This window comes from Pseudomonas sp. Van50, assembly GCF_055390755.1.
Genome location: NZ_AP024343.1, coordinates 995,599 through 1,011,970 on the forward strand (window position 1 = coordinate 995,599; position 16,372 = coordinate 1,011,970).

The window sequence follows — 16,372 nt, forward strand, 5'->3', positions numbered from 1 at the left end:
AGAGCGTGAAGGCTGAGCACGCTCAGCAGAATCTCAATAGCGGTTTATGGTCACAGCACCTAGTTTCCGGCATAAAGCACAGCTCAGGCTTCACAGGCCATACCGAGATCCGGTTCTGAGCTGTCCCGACTCTGATAGGTGGCACCGAAAGGGCATTGTGACAGCGTATCATCAACCAGGGCGGTGTCTGCCATAGGGCTGGATTTACGCAAGGTGAGTTGGCCGGACGTTCATGGACGCCCCCGGTAAAGATTGCACCCGTACATCCGGACTTTCACTGCGAAACGCGCTCGCTGGTCTATTTGGCGCGATGTTATTGGAAGTTTTCGATTTTAAGAAAATGATTATCGGATGGTGTTGATTCGAACAGCAGTTTTGATTCTTCAAGTAAATAGCCTTTGAGTGTCGCTCTCTTCCGTGGACCTTCGATTTGGCACGTCCAGATGTTTAAGCCATTTTCACGCTTCCTGTGGACATTCAGTTTCTCGAACTGCCTCTGCACCCAACGCCATTCTTCAACCTCTTGATTGGCACCCTGTGAAATACCAGGAAACTCCTGCGCGTAGCGTTGGAAGAGACCAGGCGTGACCAGAAATACGCTGCCACTCACCGTGTGGATTTTGGCCTTGCTGTCATTGATGACTAGCTGGTGGCTCAGGATGCCTTCCTTGACCCAATTCAAGAATACGTAGCCAGGGTTGTCCGAAGGGAGGGTTGAAGTTTCAAGAGCGTTTTCTGACGGTGCATCATTGGCCTCAGGCTTTTCCAACTCGAACATGTCCAGCAACGTTCCGAGGTAATCGGCATCCTCCATCGCCAGGGGATCAGGTTGCGATGTGTTTTGAGTTGATTTTGTACTGACTGCGTTCGGCGGTGGTGATACCGGAGCGTCAGTCAGGGGGGCATCGACTGCCACGCTCACCGTTCCGCTGAAAGCCTCAGGCCGGTTTTTGATCCCCCAGATCAACGCCGGTTGAAGGCGCAAAAAGGTAAAGGTCTGCTGCCAGTCTCCCTGCGCGACAATAGCGGTCCAGATGGCTTTACCTTCTGGAGTCGATTCGACCAGCCCATGCGACTGCAGTTCGTCGAACACGGCAATGTTGGACGAGGGAATGCCCTCTATCGACTGCGACAGCAGATAGGCCCGTAGCTTATCCGTGACCGTCTTGCTGACGAGCCAAAGCGCATCCTGAGTCAACCAACCTGCGGCACCCGGCTGGTTGAGTTTCAGCTCGTGTTGAGCCAGATGACGCAGTCCGTTGATCAAGTGATGTTGCAGCGAATGAATCGGCGCTTGTAGCGCCTTGCTCGGGTTGCCACCAATATTCTGTGCGGTGGAAACACGGTCGGCCTGCATCACCAACTCGCCGAGCACGCCAGCACGTTCGTACTGACCTGCCAGCACGTACAGCAGGCTCGCCCACAGCAGCGGAAAACCACTGAGCCAGTCCAGGATAGGTCGGTCAAGAATCTGGGTATAGAGCAAGCCTGCCGCAGCGCCGTGCAGGTGGTAGTCGCGACCTTTGACATAGCGAAAGCGGTAGGGCTGATCCAGTGGGCCCTGCCAGGGATGCCAAGGACGGCCATCCTGACGTTCGACCTGCAGGTCCACGGCGATCTTGCCGATGTCATGCAGCAGCGCGCCATAAGCAATACCCGCCGACCAGGCATCGGTCTGGGCGGCTTGGTCTTCGGGCGCGGCGCCAGTGGGAAGCAGATAGGATTGGCGCAGTTTCAAACTACAGGCGACCAGTTCCAGTCCGTGGTCGAGCATACCGCCGAGATACGCATGATGATGTGTCTCGCTGGCTGGGAGCTGCTGGACCTGTTCGGCATAGCTATAGATCGGATTTAAATAGAGCTGGATGAACTGCGTGTGGGAGAGGGCGGTGTACTGCCAGATGCGATCAAGTAGCTGGCGGCGATGCTCCGCGGCTAACAAGCTGTGAGCCGACTCGATGGGCAGGTAACCTTCGGCGACGTTGACGGTCGGTGGCGCAGGGGGCTTCTGCCTTTTGCGGCGAAACAGGCTGAGCATCGTGACCTCCGGGAAGTGGCTGGGTCAGTGGCCTTTTAGCCTTTTCGGATAGAGCTCTTACCCTTGAGCACCCATTCCCTTCCAACCCTTATCCGTCCTTTTGGCTCGTATCCCTTTGCATGGCAATCGCAATATAGATACGGCTAGGCATCGTTTTGTTGGGGCTAGTACGGCAGAGAAAAGAGTCGCTACACTGCTGTGCATATTTTTTGGGTCTTGCCATGAACCTCACTGACGCCACGCTCGTGATGCTGCTCGCCGCGCGTATCCATGGAACCGACGAAGTCGTCCGTGCCTCGGCGAAGAGCGTGGTTAAGAAGTTGCCGCGCAGTAAGCGTGATCTGATTTACAAGGTCATTGATAGCCGAAGTCCGCTCGAGCTGGTGGATTACCTGGCGCAGAATCTAGATGAGTAATGAAAGGCTGCGGGTGTGTGCCAATCCCCTGACTCTTTGCATCAGAGTCCCGCCGCATGGGTTTTCTGGGCGCATCAAAGGGCCCAACTCGCGTTGGGCCCTTTGATGCGATTGCAGCGGTGAGGTAATGATCAAACTCCATCGTTCATGTATCGTGAGTCTTCCATTACCATCTGCTTCCGTTGCTGCTCCAGGTTGAGTACAAACTCCGAGGCGCTTCGGGCCTGGCCACTGGCACGAAAGATTGCTCGTTTGTCAGCCTTGAGCAGGCTGAGCCAGGAACCGATATAGCCCTCGTGCCTCAGCTCTCCCTGAATGCCGGCGTAAGCACATAAAAACGCAGCGCCCATCTCGGCGATCAACTCCTCAAACGCGTAGCCTGGCGAGCCGAACGGACAGGATGACGTCACCCCCTCGCGCTGCAACCGAGCGTGATGCCCGGTCCAGTGCGTCAGCTCGTGCAGTGCGGTGGCGTAGTACCCGCCTTCATCGTGAAATTGTGCTTTTGTCGGCAGTTGGATGAGATCCCTGATCGGGTGGTAAAAGGCTTCGTCGGCAGGCCGATGAACGATGCGTGCACCTGAACTTAACAGCAGATTTTCCGCAACGCTATTGGCCTGGAAGGGATCAGTCGGCTCCGTTTCGAGCTGGGCTTTATTGAACATATCGAGCCCCTCCGTTTGCTCGATGTTGAACAGAAAATGCGTCCTGAGAATGCCGAAGTGAGCGACCTTGGGCTGACCGTTTTCATCGAGTACGGGTTGGCCTGACTCTGTCTGTTCCTCGCGCTCCATCGGCTTGTAGAGCACAGCCAGAGTGCTGTGCTCACCCTTATGGATGTGCCCGCCGGCTTTTTTAGCTTGGACGAAGGTCAGCCAACGATCTTGAGTGAACCCCTGCAACCTAGCCTCGGCCCAGAGCAGCGGTAAATTGATACCCGAATACGGACGTCGCGTGATGGCGTTGATGGGGTAGGGTTGATGACCGATGTCAATTGAGCGACTTGAAGACCAGGGTTTGATCCAGGGAACAACGCCTTGGTCTAACGCGGTAACGATCTTGTCTGTCACGTCTTGGTAGATATCGCGCATGGCAATTTCCTCGAGAGAAAAACGGAGGAACGCCTTGCCCGTCGGGGGAGGGTTCCCCGGTTGGGTGATGGGTTGGATTGATGCAGGTCTTGCATGCCGTCCGAATGTGGAGGTGGGCGCCGCCCATTGCGCTTAGCGGCGGTGTTCTCCTGCAAGCGCTATCAGCAAAGCGGCAGGCTGACCCGGTTCTTGGAGTAGACTCAGACTCAATTGCAGCAACCGGTCGTGGTCTAAGTGATAGGTTGATTGAATGTCGCCTACCTCGAACAGCACGTAAGGCTTGTGCGGAAAGGCCAGGTGAGCTTCGAAGGCTGCGCGCAATACGTGGCTCAACCGATCGACCTGCAGCTTCTCAGCGTGATCGGATTGCTCGAGCAGTACTGCGCGTTGCCACGCGCCAGGGGTGAACACGATGGGCAACCGGAGGGTGTTCAGTGTTTCCGGTGTAAGTGAGTCGGGCATGGTATGTCTCCGTTGAAAACGCGAAGAAACCTGTCCTGTGCGGGGAAAGATTTCCCCGCAGTGGGTTGAAGAATATCAAGAGGGCTTATCTCACGAGCAGCGCTCGAAAGGCGCTCAGGAGAGCAGTAGGCGTTCATCACCGTAGCAACGGTCACCGTGCGAGCCACCGAACGCTAATCGCACTTGGGGAGAACCATCACCGAAGTGACGTAGCCTTGAAGGTTCTGGCTACCAGGGAAAGTGCTGTCGATAACAGCGATCCGTACCTTGTATTTAGCGGAGCGATTTATACGGGTCAACCTCCTAAGATAAGCGGTGTCACGTTGTTCGTCTTCTGTCTTCCAGTGAAGGTTTTTTGGCTGGGGAAGCTGATAAACGGTCAAGCACGGACAGTTTTCAGTAGTAGGCTGTTACTCCTGTCTCAATCATGAAAGCGCTCAGAAGAGGGCGAGAACATGCAGACGCAGAACACCGTTCAGGTTTCCCGCGCCCACCGCTGGGCGTTCGCATGTGGCATGTCGGTAAAGCGTGGTTATCGCAAGTTGAAAGCATTTGAGTCCCGCGTGGCTGAGGGTGCGGTGACGGCAGGTATGCCCATAGGTAAATTAGTTGTTCGCGGGAGCTTTCTGATTGCCAAACTGGCATTGATCGGAGGATTGCTCTTTGTCAGTGTTTGGTTTGTTACTTTTTTTGTGATGATGCTGGCTGTCATCACTTTGCTATGGTTCAGGGCTTCTGTTGGTTCCGATCATCAAGAGGAAAATCCAGGGCCAGACTATCTAGGTGCTGACCTCTACATCGGTGACTTCGACGACAACGGGCATTATGTAGGCGACAGCAAGTCATCTAATTGAGCGCTTAGCAGCACCCAATATTTGATCCGTACCTTTGCTCGCTGAGTCACTTGCTGCTTTGCTACCGTTCGCCAACATGCCTTGAATCCCGTTTCCGACTGAATATCCTGCCCAGCTCATGGCCCCTAGAAATAGCATCGGCAGCACGATGAACATCGCCCCCATCACATACTCAATTACCTGTGCCGTGACCGTCCCATCCATAAACCCGGATGTGGGCAGCGATAACAGCACCTGATTGGATGCCGAAACTTGGTTGTACAAGGTGTCGAGCATGCTGGAGTCGACCCAGCGCGCCAGTTCCCACCAGAAGCTCAGCATGTGCAGTGTGAACAGCGCGAACGTCACGGTCATAACGGTCTTCAGTTGGTAGGTACTGACCAGCAGAATCAGCGGCAAGCTGATGATGACGCCCATGATCAGAAAAGCCTGCACCATCGGCAGGGCGGCGCGTAGCGCATTCATCGCCGGGAAGTTGCTGAAGGAACCGAGGGCCAACCCGGTATTGGTGGCGAGGTTATTGAGCCCCTGATTGATCGATCCGCCGCGGGCGCTGGAGCCATAGTCCTGGTACACCTGTCCGGGCGACATGGACATTGATTGCTGGCGCGGACTGGCGAGCTCGCGCAGGGTGGCATCCTCGATCTCGTTGCTCGAGTGGCCAGTCAGCCAACCTTTCAACTGAGTCAACAGCGAGGGATCGACTTGCTCGATCAAGCGCTTGCGCAGCCCCACATCGCTATCGCTCCACCACTGCTTGCAGGTGGGGTAGCCCGCACCATTCTCCAGCCGCGGCAAGGAAACATCGCGGCTTTCGTCATACGGCCAGCTGACTCGCGGTGTGCGTGAACGATCGGTGTCGTAGTAGCCCGGTGTGTTGAGAAAATAGCTTGAGCCGATCCAGGAGGTGTCGTGACTTTGTGCTTTGTCCAACTGCGGACGGTTGGTGAACAGCCGAGAGCGGGAATAACCATAACAGTCGCGAGTGAAGTCGGCGACTTCTTGAAGCAGTACCTGGCTATCGATGCGCGAGCTGTCGATCTCCATGCGCATCTGCCGGATATCCGGTGCACAGGGGATGGAAGCGGTGGCCGCGGCGGTCACGCCTTTGCTCAAGGCATGCACCAGAAACCACCAGATCGGCACGTTGGCAGATCGTTCGCCGATGGTATTGAAGGTGGTCCCCCAGGCGGTTTCTGCTGGCTTAGCCACACTGACACCGCAGCGCTGGCTCGCCGCATCATCGAAGGCCATTGAGGTGAGGCTCAACGGAAAGACCGGCGCGCAGCCGAACAACAAAACGATGTAGGCCAGCCATAAACGGTTCTCGATCCGTGGCACCGAGAGCAGCCCCTTGTTGCCTTCATCGGCGCCTTGCTGACGGGCCGACAGCCACTCTTGCAAAATGATTGCGCCAAAGGGCGCGGCGAACAGTCCGGTGTCGGACAGGACGCTCCAGAGGCCGTTGTTGATGATCCAGGCCAGCAGGGAGAGGTAAAACTCCAGATAGCTGTTGGTGCTCATGAGCATGGTGGTGACCTCACAGTCGGGTGAACTCGACGACGGTCAAGAGCACGAGTCCTAGTATCCCGATGCGCTGGACGCACAGTCGATCCTGTGGCCGATGTCGGTAGCGCCGCAGCAGATCCCACCAAAGCGCAAAGAGGGCGCTGTAGAGCAGGGCACGCCACCACCGCAAATAGGGCCGTACCGATTCCAATGCCTGCTGCCAGACCTCGAAACTACCCAGCGCAGTGCGGCCGATCCATGCGACCAGTGCGGCGGTCAGGATCATCATCGCGGCAATCCCCAGGCTCGAAAGCAACGTGAATAGCGGTGAGCGTTTCATGGCTCACTTGCGCCTGGCGTCAGCATCATTGAGTCGGCCCGGCTCAGGGTCGCCTTGCTCGACGGTACGTGAAGCATCGGCACCACCGGCATGCCGATCGAGCACTAGGCTGGCGGTATTGGTAGTCAGCATCTGTCGTATCTGCAGCTCGGTTTGCAGCAGGCGAATTTCTCGCTCCAAGGTGTCGATGTTTTTCGTCAAGGCCGTCTGGGCTGGTTCGGCGGAGGCGATGTTCGGTTCGTGACTGCCCGCCAATAGCGTGCGCAGTAGCAGCAGTGCCTTGTCGAGTACGCTGGACAGGGCCGTCTCGCTGGCTAGGCGTCGCGCCAGCAGATCCTGGTCGGGATCGTCGCGCAAGGCTTCGATCACGCCACGGGTCACCGGCAGCATAGGGCTCGAGGCTTTAGCCAGATTGACAGGGATAGGCGATAGTGAGCCGGACAGCAGCCTTTGCAGGGCCTTGAGACGTTCGCTGTAGGCCTCCTGGATCAGCGGCGTCAATCCGCTCCCAGCGGTAGCACGAAGGGTTACGCAGGTGTCGCAGGTCGCGACTTCGCTCTCGCCCAACACGCGCACGGCCCATTCGGATTCCTCTTGGGGCGAGGTCCATGTCTGGCAAATAGCCCCGCCTAAGCAGTCTCTGCTACTGATCGAGGTACTGTCATCCACCGACCGGTTATGCAGCAGGTTATAGCCGGCGCGCACCACGTCGGAAGTCACACGAATGGGCGTCTGCCCGTTACCTCCGGCCTTTGAACCGCCGACCCAGGACACCCCATTGTTGCCGTTACGGGCCTCGGTGTTTTTCACCGCGGCCACTGCATCACCGCCGGTTTGCTCCAGATTGCCTTGCATTTCTTGGTTCTTGGCCAGCGCGCCCCAACCGGCTTGACCGACGTTGTCCGCCATCTTTTCGGCCATGGCCTGGCAGGTCAGCTTGGAGCGGTCGAAGTCGATACGCCCCTGCATCACCCCGTTACTGAGCAACTCATAGAGACCGGGGTTGGCGCGCTGGATGATCAACGCCGGCAGCGACATTACGGCTTGGGTCGCGTTCTGCACGATGCTGCCCATGATCTGCTGGAAACCTTCGGTGACGCCGTTCAGTTGGTTTTGCAGGGTGTTGGTGAGGCTCATGTTTCCGCACATCATGTTCGCTCGCCAGGAGCCGCCGACGCCGAGACCGCTGGGTCGGTAGAGCGAGCTCGGTGAGCCCGCTGCCGAGCCGCCACCGATGGTGTACATCACTCGGTCGTCGAGCACTTCGCCTTGAGTACCCAGGCGGTAATCGCCTTCTGCGGCGTGGGCACGCGTGGCCATGGAGAGCAGTCCATAGAGCAACAGACTTACCAAGCTCAACCATGGTCGCGCGAGAAGCCGACTCATGAAGCACCGCCTTCGAAGTCGATGCTGAACAGAAAGGTCTGCCCCTCGCGCTTGCAGCAGCTATAGGGACGCCACAACGACCAGGCATAGCCGCCATCCGCGCTCTGTACCGGATCGCTGGGGAAGATGGCGCAACTGGGCTGAATCTGGGGAAAGAGCAATTGCCATTTGTGGGTCGAAGCATCGTTTTCAACGATCGAACCAGGCGGCCAGTATCCGTCGCGTGGTGTGGGTGTGAGCGGTACATACACATGCGGCTGCCAATTGCGGGTAATCACATCGCCGGCCCGTTGCGCCATGACTGCGGCAGCCTTGAAGTCGTCGGGTTGTACCAAAAAACCCTGACGAGGATAGACGTTGCCCCACATGTTTCCCGAGGCCTGACGTCCGATTTCACGGATCCCCGGCACGAGCGACTCGGGGTAAAGACTTTCCGGGATGCCATAGCGCCAGGCCAGAGAGTCCAGGGTGCTCAGGTAGTAGGGCATGAACGCAGTTGCACCGCTGGCGCAGGCATAGCCGGATTGCGAGGCCAGTTGCGTCGCGGCCCAGCCACCGGGGTGGCCGATGCCATCGACGTTCTTGAAGAGGGGCAGGTTGTCGCGGTGGGTGTTCGGCGTGATCAGGTTGCCGCCACCTTCCGCACCGCTGATGGGTGAGGAGAGGGTGGCCATCTCGGTCCATGGGTTATTGCCCGTGGTGGCGTAGCTTGAGACCACCAGTTCAGGAATGAAATGACGAACCTTGGTCGAGGTTTTGACTGTGCAGCCGAAGGGCGTGCAGAGGAGCCAGAAACAAATGCCGACGACCCTGTAGTCGAGACAGTTTGGCGACAACACGGAGGAGGTGATGCTGCCGGTGTCCAGTGCCATGCTTGGGCCGCACGCCAGCAGGATGCTTAGCGCCAAGGGCCGTAGCTTTGTGAGCGGAATTGACGAGCAGGCAACAGGCATGATCCAGGCCCTCGGTATATGGCCTGGGCAGGTTCGGTTACGGACTGAAGACTGTCAGTGGAAATTATGAAGGCGGGTCTATCGGATTTGTGAGACGTTAGACTATTATTTGACGTGAAGGGTGCTGCGCAGGGTGTCGGGGTCTACAAGTAACTGATCTGCGGTAATTTCGAAAATATTGGCGAGTTTGCACAGGACCAATAGCGATGGGTTGCCTACCCCTCGTTCGATTTGACTGACGTAGGTGCGATCCACCTCGGCCATGAGCGCGAGCTGCTCTTGGGTCAGGTTCTTCACGCGCCGTATCAAGCGGATGTTCTCCGCCAGTTGCAGGCGAAGCTGTTCGTAGTCTTGAGTCATGCGCGCAAATTGCGCCTTGAGGGACTCTCAATCCACGGGATATAGTCTACATTGGAATTGATCTAGGCCATTTAATGCTCATGCCTGTTATCGAGCGTTCATTTGGTGCCGTTAAGATTTTCAAGGCTGGATTCCGCGTCTAACAATAAATCAGAAATTTAGGGTGGGTATGGACGAAAACTACATTTCAATTCCCGCGGCAGATGGTTGCTCAAGTCTTCTGACGCCTTGGGGTAGCGAGTTTGCCCCGATGATCGAACGTGGCGTGCAATGTGCCCAGGCTTGGCTTGATACGCCCGACGAGATTCCCCTGTGGTGGGAGCTGGCGCAAACCCGCAAGACCTTCCCTGTCGGTGACTGCCAAGATGCTTTTGAAGCCGGATTCCTGTTGAGAATTCAGCAGCGGCTTCGAGGAACATCACAGTAAGCTCTCGCTCGCTTTAGAGCGCGAGACCTGAAAATTTCCCTGTGATGGTTCTATTCCTCGCGCTCTATCGATCCGTTCAGCTACCCGATACGCCGCTTCCAATTCCGAATAACCGTTCTCCTGCATCAGTGTCCAGCGCTCGGCTTTTTCCTCGGGCTCCGTCATGGCCAGGGCGAGGTAAAGGCTGGGTGGCACGGCTCTAAACAGTGTCTCGAGCTTTTTCGACAGCACCACTCCTTCGGTGTATTTCCCCGGCTCTTTGCTGGCGGAGAGCAACAGCGCTTTCTGCGCGGGTGAAAGCTTCTTGAACCGTGCGATTTCTTCTATTTCCGCCGGCGGCATGTTCAAACAAATCCACCATTCGATCATGTTGAGCATGGTCTGCGCAGCCGTGGGAAAATCAGCAAGGTTCTGCGTCGCCAGCCAGAACCAGGCACCGAGCTTGCGCCACATCTTCGTCCCCTTGACCACGAACGGCGCCAGCAACGGGTTCTTGGTGATGATATGACCCTCGTCGGTGACCATGATGATCGGTCGGCCCAGGTACTGGTCGCGCTCGGCGAGGTTGTTCACGGTGTTCATCAAGCTGATGTAGCTGATGGACATCTGTGCCTCGTAGCCTTCGCGCGCGTAAGTGGCAAGGTCGACAATGGTCACATCGCTCTCGGGCCAAGGCGTGCCTTTGCGATCGAACAGTTCACCCTCGAAACCCTGGCAAAATAGGTCGATGGCCCCGCCCATTTCCTGGGCACGCTCGCGACGTTTCTCCGGCAAGTGCGGGGCGGCGGCGACGCCCAGCAAGGCGTCGCGTACGTCGCGGGTCAGTACCTGGCGACCCGCCGCGACGCAGGTATGCGCCGCATCGAGAATGCACTCGCGAATCAGGCTGCGATCGGCTCGACTCAGGCGCGCCTCTTCCTTGGCCTCGCCGCCGGTGATCATCAGGCGAGCGGTGATTTCCAATTCGCCGAGAACATCGCGCTGGTCTTCGCGACTGGATACCGCTTCATCGTCCAGCTCATCGATCGATAGACTCGCCACCTCATCCGGTTGCTCGATTAGGCGCCAGGCATCGGCGAACGGGGCGAGACTGACCGAGGTGCCAGGTTTCAATTGGACCTTATTGACCGACAGGCCCTGTGTCGCGAAGTAGTCGCCCTGCAAACCAAACGAATTGCCGGCCTCGACGATAAATAAGCGTGGGCGGTACACCGCCATGATCTGCATCAGCAGGGTGACCAGGGTGGCCGACTTGCCGGCACCGGTGGGGCCGAACAACAGCAGATGGCCGTTCATGGCCCGGTCCAGGCGTGACAATGGGTCGAAGCTCAATGGCGAGCCGCCGCGGTTGAACAGGGTGATGCCCGGGTGGCCGGTGCCGGTGATGCGGCCCCAGACTGGAACCAGGTTCGCCAGGTGCTGGGCGAACATCAGGCGGGTGTACCAATTGCGTGTGTCGCGGGCCGGGTTGTAAGCCATCGGCAACCAACGCAAGTAGCTGTTGCAGGCGGCGACCTCATCGCCTTCACGTACCGGTTGCAGCCCCGCGCCCAACAGCGCGTTAGCCAGGCTGACCGAGCGCTGGTGCAATTGCTGTTCATCGTGACCGCGTACGTAGAACGCCAGGGTTCCTCGGTACAGCTTGTGCTGGCGGCCGATGATCGCGCGAGCCTCTTCGACATCCTGTCGGGTCTGGGTCGAGGCCAGGTTTTCACCGATGGCTTTGCGGGCCAGGCGGTTCAACTGATCCTCGAGCACATCCTGCGGCTTGATCACCAGGGTCAGACTCATCACCGTGCCTTCAGGTAACTGGTCGAACAGGGCGTTGACTGCATCGCCCTTACGGGTTTCTCCGGTGAGTTGACCAATCGACGGTGCCCGGCGCAGCTTGTCCACCACCATGACCTGATGGGGTTGGCCGTCGAAGTACCAGAGTCCGCGTTGGACATCCGAACGCGGCTCATTGAAGAACAGCCGCTCGGCGAAGTCATGATCGAAGGGCATTTCCAGCGACTCACCGTCGCCCAACTCCGGATAGGCCACGCGGCGGTAGAAATCCTCGGGCGCTTCATCGGTGAGCTTCGGCGCTGGATTGAACCAGGGCAACAACCAGGCATACAAACCGCGGCCATCGACTCGCGTCGATTGCACCCCGCACGCCTGCAACGAAGCCGCGATACGTTCGCAAGTCTGTTGCAGGGATTGCACCGGGGTGAGTCCTGTCTCCTCAGCGCCAGACTCAAGCCAGCGATAGATCACCAGGCGCACCCGTCGGTTATTGCCACGCCAAGGCAGGCGTGTCACCACTTTATCCTCAAACAGACCGCCAGGCTTGGCGATGGCCTTCAGATGATGGCGGCTGAGCTCCAAATATGCCTCGGTAAAGACCGTGCATCGCGCGCTGTCCCGAATATAGCCAGTGAGCCGGTTCAGGTAGGGGGTGAAGTCGTTGTCGTCCTGACAGAAAAACTGCGCCACCCAAGGTGCTTGATCCAGCTCGTCAAAGCTATCCTGCAGGGCATCCTCAAGGGCATCGCGGGCCGCCATCAACCAATCGGGTTCGCGCCCTTCAGTGCCGATAGGCAGCAACTCGAATACCGCACCCACCGAGCGATTGTCATCGAGCAGAAAACACTGCTCGGTGTCGAGGTATTCGACCCACGGCAGGTGATCGGTGAAGCTGGGGTTGTGCGCATAGAGTGCGGCGTCATCGGCCACCGTGGCGCGAGGGCGCGATGGATTGCGCCAAGCTTTCCACGCTGGAATACGGTTCCCCGAATCGCCGGTACGCACTACAAGTCTTCCTGACGTTCACCAGGTAATGCGTACTGCACACGTTGGTAGAACGGAAAGACGGTCGAGTAACCCGGGATCGGTGCCTGCTCGGTACCACTCAGATGCGGATACACGTACAGCACCAGATCGGGATTGGGCAGGCGAGGGAACAAATTGTGAATCTCGTTCGTCGCTGTGCGCGTGTACGGTTCTTGGAGAGAGGCGGAGAAATCCGCCTGGGCCAGCGGACGGCGTAACTGCTGCCGAGCGTCCAGCAGTTGCTGCTGAGTGCCTTGCGAACCGGCGCCGTTCCAGATGTCCAGCATGGTTTGCTCGCCGTGAGGCAGCAGCGTCTCCTTGTCGGTGGAACAGCCCGCCAGGACTAAGCAAAGTAAGCTAATCCAGATCAGGCAGGGAGGCATGGTCTTTTTCATTGCGAACGCTCCGGCCCTTGGGCTCGTAGTCGATGGTGATCTCATGGTCGAGGTGCAGCGCGACTTGTGCTGCCGGTGGCACGTACACGGCAGCAAAGGCTTCGCCATACAGCTTGTTGACCCACTCGCGGATGTCGCTGACCCCACCACTGAGAATTGAATTCAGCGCGCTGTTGCCACTGCTACTGGTGACCCCGAGGGTACTGCCGCCTGAATTGATCACGCTGCTGTTGTTCCGCTCATCCCCGAGCAGGGCGGCGACACCGGCGCCGGCGGCAGTGATCAGGCTCTGGCTGCCGAGGTATTGCTGAGCGTTCGAGCGGCGCTCGCCGGCGATGCACGGAATGCCATACGGATCGGACAGGTAACCGAGGCCGCCACGGATCTTGTCAGTGTTCGAGCTCTGGGTGGAGGCAGTGCGGCTGGCTACCGCTTTTGGCTGAGGCACCGTGCGGATGGTGCCATCGGTAAACACAAAGGTGATTGACTCGACCTGCCCGCGGACGCAAGACAGGGTCCAGTCACCGGACGCGGTGCCGCTCATCACGGCACCTGCGACGTCCGGCAGGTCGATGCCGTTGGCCGTCAGGTTCTCCGGACCGACCAGCACCTTGAAGGGGTAGGGATCATTCACGGTGCCGTCCACCGGGACGCGGCCGATCAGCGCGGTCATGGCGACCGAGCCCATCAATGTCGCGTTTTCGGGAATGGTGTAGACCGGCTTCGCGCCTTCGGTACGATCAACGGATTGCGTCAGGTCACGCTCACCCTTGGCGACTGCACGTAGCTGTTTCTGGCTGCGGTCGATGGCATTGTCCTTCATGCCCTCCAGTGAGTTGAAGGCGGTAGGCAGACTCAGTGCGGACGAGGTCTTGGTTTTGCCTCGGGCGTCGGTGGACGGCGCATCCGAGGGCTCAATCCACTGCAGCGCATTATCGGCAGAATACCGCCCTTCGAACTGAGCAGCGTCACCCGGCTCAAGCCCCAATCCGATTGGCATATCCTTGCCTTTGCCGGTCAGCCCCGACAACTGTTCCTGCAATTGCGTCAGCAGGCCGCGAGCCTGACGACTGTCTTGTTCCGCTTTAAGTCGGGCCTCGTTGGCTTGTCGGCGGCCTTCATCGACCTGCTGAGTCACACTGCCCAGCGCCGTCTGAATACGCGAATCAACACTGTTCTCCCGCTCGCGCAGACGGTTGTTCTCCGTCTGCAGCGAATCGTTGTGTTTCTTCAGACCGAGCATGTCGCTGCGCATGGCCTTCACCTGGCCAACCAGTGTGGCGACGGTGTCGCGTGGGGTATCGCCAGCAATGCCGAGTGACTTGGCTTGCTCGGCGGATAACTGAAGGTTGCCCTGGTCAACCGGGTTCTCTGGAGAGGGAGTGCTGCCACTCGCGACCCAGGTTTTCAGAATGACCACCACGACGGCCAGTAGCGCCGCCGGTACCAGCCATTTGAGCAAGGCGTTAGCCTTCATCGTCAGCACCTCGCGCAACGGGCGGGAGTAGCACGGCGTGTTCGAGGCCGGCACCGAGGGTGACGAGGTAGGCGATCGTGGTGTCTTCAGCACTGCCGACAGGCCCGAGGAAAGCATGCTGGAAGGCTGCGGCGAACAGCTTGGCCTGAAGCCGACGCGGATCGAGCTGCACCCTCGCTGAACCACGATTGCGCAACTTCACCGCCGTCACCCAGTAATCACCGAGTCGCCAGGCGGCGATGGGGGTGCTGGACACGTTTTCGGTCGGCAGCAGGGTCGGCAGTTCGGTGCGCAGCTTGAGCGGGACGCGGCGTACACCGGGCAGGGATTCTACAGTGCGCAGCGGCGCGTACAGGCTTTGCGCGGCGTAGCGCGTCAACGCGACCGGGATTGGTGTACGTTCTGGAACAGGGACTCTGCTAGATTCAGCCTTAGTAGCTTGCACCTGAGCATTCTTGAGAATGCGCACGGGCTCCAGCGGTTGATCGCCAGGCGTGGCCGCGATATCCAGCAGGATAATCTCGCCCGTCGCGACCGATTGGAGTTGCAGTCGAGTCGGGGCAATGGCTTCCGACGCGCGGAAGTACAGCGTGCCGCCGGTTGACTGCACGCGCAGCTTGTCCGTCAGGGTTGAGGGCACGCCGACTCGAACAGCCTCATCGACAAAGATCACCCGCTCCTGATTGATCACCAGTGGGACCGCGAGAGGGAGGCGTTCCCAGTGCATCAGTTCGACGGCCTGCGCTGCAACTCCCCATAACATCAGTGCGACGGTGAGTCCCAGGGTAGACATCCGCTTCATGGCTCACCTCCAGGCAGGGAGATTTTTTGCGGCGTGCCCTGATAACAATCCAGTGCCAGCCCCCACTTATTGCGTTCGGGATCCAGGTCGAAACGAACGACGCGTAATGGATAACGCACCACCACCCGTTTCACCGGTTCCGCGGCGTAATACTCATCGGCATTGAGGTCGAGCTTGACTAGCCAGCTATCGCGATCGAGTTGCTTGACCCTGAGTTCCGGATCTTCGCTGTAACCTCGGCCCAGAATTTCGTAGACCCCACGCACTCGCTGGCGCAGCTCGCCGGCGGCCTTGCGGTACTCGTAGTCGCCATCGAGGAAGGCCTTACAGGCGGGCGTCAGGTAGGACTGCAAGCCATAGATGGCGCGCCGATAATCCTGCTCGCCATCCGAGGGCCAACGGTTGAGTTGGCCAAAAATGTACAGGGCAAAGGCATAGACATTCTCTGAGGGGATATCCCACCACTTGCGCGTACTGCCCGAGCGCAGATCCGGGGGGACATGCACGGTCAGATCGGTCGGTGCTGAGCGCCAGCCATACCAGAGTCCGGCACAGACCAGGGCGAGGATCACTATCGCCAGGCGCAGGCTGAAGATATGGGCCTGTTGGGCATCGACCTTGTTCCGAAAACGGCTCATGGTTGCCACCGGGGCAGGGCCGGGCGCAGTCGACGTGAGCGGCGAACCGTCCAGGCGCCGGAGTGCAGGATCAAACTGCCGCGACCCAGGCGCCAACGGCTGGCCAGTACCCATTCCAGCTTGCGGTACAACCAGGTCTCGGGGCGAGCCCGTTTGGCCCGACGCAGTAGCGTGCCACCGGCGAATAGCACCAGCGCCATGCCTGCGATCATGCTGGTTGGCGCCACGGCAATGGAGGCGGTGGCGATCGCCAGAGGCACGCCCAGCAGCAGACCAATGACGGCGCCGGTGCCGAGCGCAACCCACATCTCATCATTGGTCAAACCGCGTAGTACGGCAGGATCACGGTTGAGCTGCTCCGGCAGAAAGACCAAGGTGCCGTCAGCAAGGCGTTCGATAGCGTCGTTCAT

Annotated in this window: 17 protein-coding genes; 3 read left to right on the forward strand and 14 right to left on the reverse strand. The window is 58.7% G+C overall.

Going from position 1 to position 16,372, the window contains the following annotated elements:
* Positions 1–313: 313 nt before the first annotated feature.
* Positions 314–2,038 carry a MobH family relaxase gene (gene mobH / locus ACZ5M5_RS04170; protein WP_464738653.1) on the reverse strand — a complete coding sequence of 575 codons (1,725 nt, stop codon included), beginning with the start codon at positions 2,036–2,038 and terminating at the stop codon, positions 314–316.
* Positions 2,039–2,259: 221 nt separating this feature from the next.
* On the opposite strand from mobH, the gene ACZ5M5_RS04175 reads away from it, so the two are divergent.
* Positions 2,260–2,454, forward strand: coding sequence for a DUF7740 domain-containing protein (locus ACZ5M5_RS04175; protein WP_464738654.1), 195 nt, complete (start codon positions 2,260–2,262; stop codon positions 2,452–2,454).
* A 131-nt stretch (positions 2,455–2,585) separates the two neighbouring features.
* Here ACZ5M5_RS04175 and ACZ5M5_RS04180 read toward each other — a convergent pair whose 3' ends face one another.
* Both ACZ5M5_RS04180 and ACZ5M5_RS04185 read right to left on the reverse strand, forming a co-directional pair.
* Positions 2,586–3,545: an ArdC family protein gene (locus tag ACZ5M5_RS04180; protein ID WP_464738655.1), complete on the reverse strand. Its 960-nt coding sequence runs from the start codon at positions 3,543–3,545 to the stop codon at positions 2,586–2,588.
* A gap of 132 nt (positions 3,546–3,677) precedes the next feature.
* Positions 3,678–4,007 (reverse strand): hypothetical protein, encoded by a 330-nt coding sequence (locus tag ACZ5M5_RS04185; protein ID WP_464738656.1) that lies wholly within the window; start codon positions 4,005–4,007, stop codon positions 3,678–3,680.
* 455 nt (positions 4,008–4,462) lie between these two features.
* On the opposite strand from ACZ5M5_RS04185, the gene ACZ5M5_RS04190 reads away from it, so the two are divergent.
* On the forward strand, positions 4,463–4,861 hold the full coding sequence (locus ACZ5M5_RS04190; protein ID WP_464738657.1) for a DUF3742 family protein: 399 nt from the start codon (positions 4,463–4,465) through the stop codon (positions 4,859–4,861).
* On the opposite strand, the gene ACZ5M5_RS04195 is transcribed toward ACZ5M5_RS04190, so the two are convergent.
* The 5 genes from ACZ5M5_RS04195 to ACZ5M5_RS04215 form a co-directional block, all read right to left on the reverse strand.
* Entirely contained in the window at positions 4,850–6,391 is a 1,542-nt protein-coding gene (locus ACZ5M5_RS04195) for a conjugal transfer protein TraG N-terminal domain-containing protein (RefSeq protein WP_464738658.1), read from the reverse strand. The genes ACZ5M5_RS04190 and ACZ5M5_RS04195 overlap by 12 nt on opposite strands.
* Before the next feature lie 10 nt (positions 6,392–6,401).
* Entirely contained in the window at positions 6,402–6,710 is a 309-nt protein-coding gene (locus tag ACZ5M5_RS04200; protein ID WP_464738659.1) for a hypothetical protein, read from the reverse strand.
* 3 nt (positions 6,711–6,713) lie between these two features.
* Complete coding sequence (locus ACZ5M5_RS04205; RefSeq protein WP_464738660.1) at positions 6,714–8,096, reverse strand: integrating conjugative element protein; 1,383 nt, start codon at positions 8,094–8,096, stop codon at positions 6,714–6,716.
* Positions 8,093–9,049 carry a TIGR03756 family integrating conjugative element protein gene (locus tag ACZ5M5_RS04210; RefSeq protein ID WP_464738661.1) on the reverse strand — a complete coding sequence of 319 codons (957 nt, stop codon included), beginning with the start codon at positions 9,047–9,049 and terminating at the stop codon, positions 8,093–8,095. The genes ACZ5M5_RS04205 and ACZ5M5_RS04210 overlap by 4 nt, the downstream gene beginning before the upstream one ends.
* A gap of 105 nt (positions 9,050–9,154) precedes the next feature.
* Positions 9,155–9,409 (reverse strand): helix-turn-helix domain-containing protein, encoded by a 255-nt coding sequence (locus ACZ5M5_RS04215; protein WP_464738662.1) that lies wholly within the window; start codon positions 9,407–9,409, stop codon positions 9,155–9,157.
* 169 nt (positions 9,410–9,578) lie between these two features.
* Here ACZ5M5_RS04215 and ACZ5M5_RS04220 point away from each other — a divergent pair, with 169 nt between their 5' ends.
* Entirely contained in the window at positions 9,579–9,836 is a 258-nt protein-coding gene (locus ACZ5M5_RS04220) for a LasR-specific antiactivator QslA (protein ID WP_439125758.1), read from the forward strand.
* On the opposite strand, the gene ACZ5M5_RS04225 is transcribed toward ACZ5M5_RS04220, so the two are convergent.
* From ACZ5M5_RS04225 to ACZ5M5_RS04250, 6 genes are read right to left on the reverse strand one after another with little or no spacing between them, the layout of a single operon-like run.
* The gene (locus tag ACZ5M5_RS04225; RefSeq protein WP_464738663.1) at positions 9,828–12,629 is read right to left on the reverse strand and encodes a conjugative transfer ATPase; all 2,802 of its coding nucleotides are present in this window, start codon (positions 12,627–12,629) and stop codon (positions 9,828–9,830) included. The two genes, ACZ5M5_RS04220 and ACZ5M5_RS04225, sit on opposite strands and share 9 nt — an antisense overlap.
* Positions 12,629–13,045, reverse strand: coding sequence for a TIGR03751 family conjugal transfer lipoprotein (locus ACZ5M5_RS04230; RefSeq protein ID WP_464738664.1), 417 nt, complete (start codon positions 13,043–13,045; stop codon positions 12,629–12,631). The genes ACZ5M5_RS04225 and ACZ5M5_RS04230 overlap by 1 nt, the downstream gene beginning before the upstream one ends.
* Positions 13,008–14,522: a TIGR03752 family integrating conjugative element protein gene (locus ACZ5M5_RS04235; RefSeq protein WP_464738665.1), complete on the reverse strand. Its 1,515-nt coding sequence runs from the start codon at positions 14,520–14,522 to the stop codon at positions 13,008–13,010. Before ACZ5M5_RS04235 ends, ACZ5M5_RS04230 begins: the two co-directional genes overlap by 38 nt.
* Positions 14,512–15,324, reverse strand: coding sequence for a TIGR03749 family integrating conjugative element protein (locus ACZ5M5_RS04240; protein WP_464738666.1), 813 nt, complete (start codon positions 15,322–15,324; stop codon positions 14,512–14,514). Before ACZ5M5_RS04240 ends, ACZ5M5_RS04235 begins: the two co-directional genes overlap by 11 nt.
* Positions 15,321–15,962, reverse strand: coding sequence for a PFL_4703 family integrating conjugative element protein (locus tag ACZ5M5_RS04245; RefSeq protein ID WP_464738667.1), 642 nt, complete (start codon positions 15,960–15,962; stop codon positions 15,321–15,323). Before ACZ5M5_RS04245 ends, ACZ5M5_RS04240 begins: the two co-directional genes overlap by 4 nt.
* On the reverse strand, positions 15,959–16,372 hold the full coding sequence (locus ACZ5M5_RS04250; protein ID WP_464738668.1) for a TIGR03750 family conjugal transfer protein: 414 nt from the start codon (positions 16,370–16,372) through the stop codon (positions 15,959–15,961). The genes ACZ5M5_RS04245 and ACZ5M5_RS04250 overlap by 4 nt, the downstream gene beginning before the upstream one ends.